Annotated in this window: 3 protein-coding genes; 1 reads left to right on the plus strand and 2 read right to left on the minus strand. The window is 74.5% G+C overall.

The window, feature by feature from the left end; genetic code table 11:
* A partial coding sequence (locus tag VI078_02415; protein ID HEY5998136.1) for a tetratricopeptide repeat protein occupies positions 1 to 1,410 on the plus strand: 1,410 nt, incomplete at its 5' end.
* Here the strand turns inward: VI078_02415 and VI078_02420 are convergent.
* Both VI078_02420 and ccsA read right to left on the minus strand, forming a co-directional pair.
* Positions 1,307 to 2,137, minus strand: coding sequence for a hypothetical protein (locus tag VI078_02420; protein HEY5998137.1), 831 nt, complete (start codon positions 2,135 to 2,137; stop codon positions 1,307 to 1,309). The genes VI078_02415 and VI078_02420 overlap by 104 nt on opposite strands.
* Positions 2,137 to 2,775, minus strand: coding sequence for a cytochrome c biogenesis protein CcsA (gene ccsA, locus VI078_02425; GenBank protein ID HEY5998138.1), 639 nt, complete (start codon positions 2,773 to 2,775; stop codon positions 2,137 to 2,139). Before ccsA ends, VI078_02420 begins: the two co-directional genes overlap by 1 nt.
* Between the last annotated feature and the right edge of the window lie 178 nt (positions 2,776 to 2,953).

Raw genomic sequence — 2,953 nt, forward strand, 5'->3', positions numbered from 1 at the left:
GTGGAGTCGGTCGCCTGGGCGGCCGAGCGCAAGGACGTCCTGGCCGCGTTCCTCGGGATGCTCGTCCTGGCGGCCCACCTCGGCGCCGTGCGCCGCCCAACGGCGGCCCGCCGGGCCCTCGTCGCGGTCCTCCTCGCGCTCGGGCTCATGGCCAAGCCGATGCTCGTCACGATCCCCCTCGTGCTGCTCCTCCTGGACGCCTGGCCCTTCGGCCGGCTGCGGGCCGCGGCGGACCTGCCCGCGCTCCTCGCCGAGAAGGTCCCGCTCTTCGTCCTCGCGATCCTCTCGTCGGCCGTCACGCTCGCGGCCCAGAGCGCCGCCCTCGTCCCGATGGACGTCGTCCCTTTTCCCGCGCGCCTCGCGAATGCAGCGGTCTCGGCAGTGTGGGGCGTCGGCGCGACACTCTGGCCGGCCGACCTGGGGATCTACTACCCGCTGGCGCCCCGGGGCCCGGTGGCACCGGCGATCGCCGGCGCCACCCTCGGTCTGGTCCTCGCGGCGGCGGCAGCGGCAACCGCGTTGCGGCGGCGCCCGTCCCTCGCCGTCGGGCTCTGCTGGTACCTCGTGATGCTCGTCCCCGTGTCCGGCCTGGTGCAGGTCGGCCTTCAGGCCCGCGCCGACCGCTACACCTATCTTCCCTCCGCGGGACTCTGCATCGCAGGGGCGTGGTTCGCGTGGAGTGTGGCCGCGGGCGACCGGCGCCGGCGGCTCCTCGTCGCCGGCGGGTGCGCGGCGGTCGCGCTCGCCTGGGGTCTCGCCGCCGCCCGGCAGCTCTCCTTCTGGGCCGACGGCGAGGCGCTCTTCGGGCACACGCTGACCGTCACGGGCGAGAACCTGATGGCGCGGTACGGTCTCGCCAACGAGCTGGCGGCGCGGGGCCGCGAGGCCGAGGCGCTCGCGCAGTTTGAGCTGCTGGCTGCCGCCAGGCCGGACTTTGCCGACGTCCGCTACCACCTCGGCCTGAGCCTTCAGCGCACCGGGGACGCCCGGCGCGCCGAACAGGAGTACCGCGCCGCGCTGTCGCTGGACCCCGGGCACCACGGGGCGGCCAACAATCTCGGCGTGCTGCTCTTCGATGACGGCGGGGCGCGCGGCGCGCCGCTGGCGGCGGCGGTGGCGTTCTTCCGGCGCGCCGTCGCGCTCCGACCGGACTGGGCCGAGGGACGCCGCAACCTCGCCCGCGCCCTGCGCAAGGCGGGCGACGGCGCGGGCGCCGAGCGCGAATACCGCGCGGCCCTCGCACTCGAGCCCGCGAACGCCGAGGCGCGCAACAACCTCGGAATCCTCCTGGCCGAGCGGGGCGATCTCAGGGGAGCGACGGAGCAGTTTCTCCAGGTGCTGCGGGAGCGGCCGGATCAGCGGGAGGCGCGGGCGAACCTGGAGCGGGCGCACGCCCTCTCCGGTCGATGAGGTAGGTCGCGAACGCCCAGAGCGTGCCGGCGAAGAGCAGGACGGCGCCGCCGAGGACGAGCCGCACGCCGGGGTCGCGGTGCACGTCGTAGCGCCCGATGAGCACCGGGCCGCGGCGGGTCGGCACCTCCTGCGTCCCGCGGGGGTAGACGACCGTCGCCCCGTCGATGAGCGGGTGGTTCAGGCGCGAGGTGCCCCGCGCCCACGCCCCGCCGCGGCCGACGGCGAGGTGGCTGACGCCCTCGACGTCGCCCGAGGGGGAGGAGACGAGCTCGACGCGCTCGAGCCGCAGCGACAGGCCAAGCGGCGCCAGCTCCCGCGCCTCGCCCTCGGCGAGCACGACGCCGTGCACGCGCGTGCCGAGGGTCGCCTCCACGACGAAGCCGCCGAAGACCAGCAGGAAGCCGAGGTGGACGAGCACCTCGCCGAGCCCGCGCAGGCCGCGCCGGCGGCGCCAGAACCAGTTCACGGTGCACAGCAGGAGGCTCGCCGTCATCGCCCAGGTCAGCGCGGCCAGAAGGTAGACCCACGCCGACCACGGGAGTGCCTGCCGGCCGACCTCGCGCAGCCAGAGGGCGAAGGGGTAGGCGTCCATGGTGCCGAAGATGTCGGCGCGCTCGTAGGCCAGCAGCGAGCCGAGGCCGAGATCGAGGCACCAGAGCAGGCAGAGGACGACGAACGTCACCGGGTTGACGGCGATACGCCAGAGCGCCTGCAGGGCTCGCATCACAGCAGCGGGTGGTTCGTCTTGAGCAGCAGACCGAGGCCGAGGTACGTGAAGAGGACGGCCGCGTAGCCGGCGAGCGCCAGCAGATCGAGCCGGCGGCCCTGCCACGCGGGCCGCGTGCGCACGTGGATCACCCCGGCGTAGAAGAACCAGAGCAGGTAGGACCAGATCCCCTTGGTGTTCCACGTCCAGTAGGAGCCCCAGGCGAGGTAGGCCCAGATGCTGCCGGCGATCATCGCCCACGTGAAGAGGATCCAGCCGAGGTAGAGGCTCTCGTCGAGGATCGCGCGCGCCGACGGGACGGCCCCGCCCGGCGCCAGCCGCAGCAGCGCGACGAGGGCCGCGGAGCCGAAGAGCCCGTAGGCGGCGAACGAGGCCGCCACGTGCAGGAAGAACAGGGGCGTGTCCAGCGCGGGCGTCAGCGGCTTGATCGCGGCCGGGCCGAAGGAGGCGGCGGCCAGCGAGGCCAGCGCCAGCCCGAGGGCGGCGGCGAACAGCCCCCAGGCGCGGTGGCGCGCCAGCAGCGAGAGGGCGTGCGCGACGACGAAGATCGCCAGGAAGTGCTGGCTCTCGAAGAGTCCCGTCACCGGCGTGTGCCCGCCCTCGCGCCAGCGCAGCACGAAAAGCGCCAGCTGCACGGCGAGCCCGCAGGCGGCGAGCGCGGCGGCGGGCGCGCGCCAGCCCGGGTGAGAACAACACGGCGTCGTAGCGCGCTTTCGCTTTTGGAATGCCGCGCAAGAACCGACCGCCCTGCCCTGCGCAGCGCCTGCGCGCCTTCGCGAGCAACGCCGGCACTTGTTCGACGGCATCGACGCG

The organism is bacterium, assembly GCA_036524115.1.
GTDB lineage: Bacteria > JAUVQV01 > JAUVQV01 > JAUVQV01 > DATDCY01 > DATDCY01.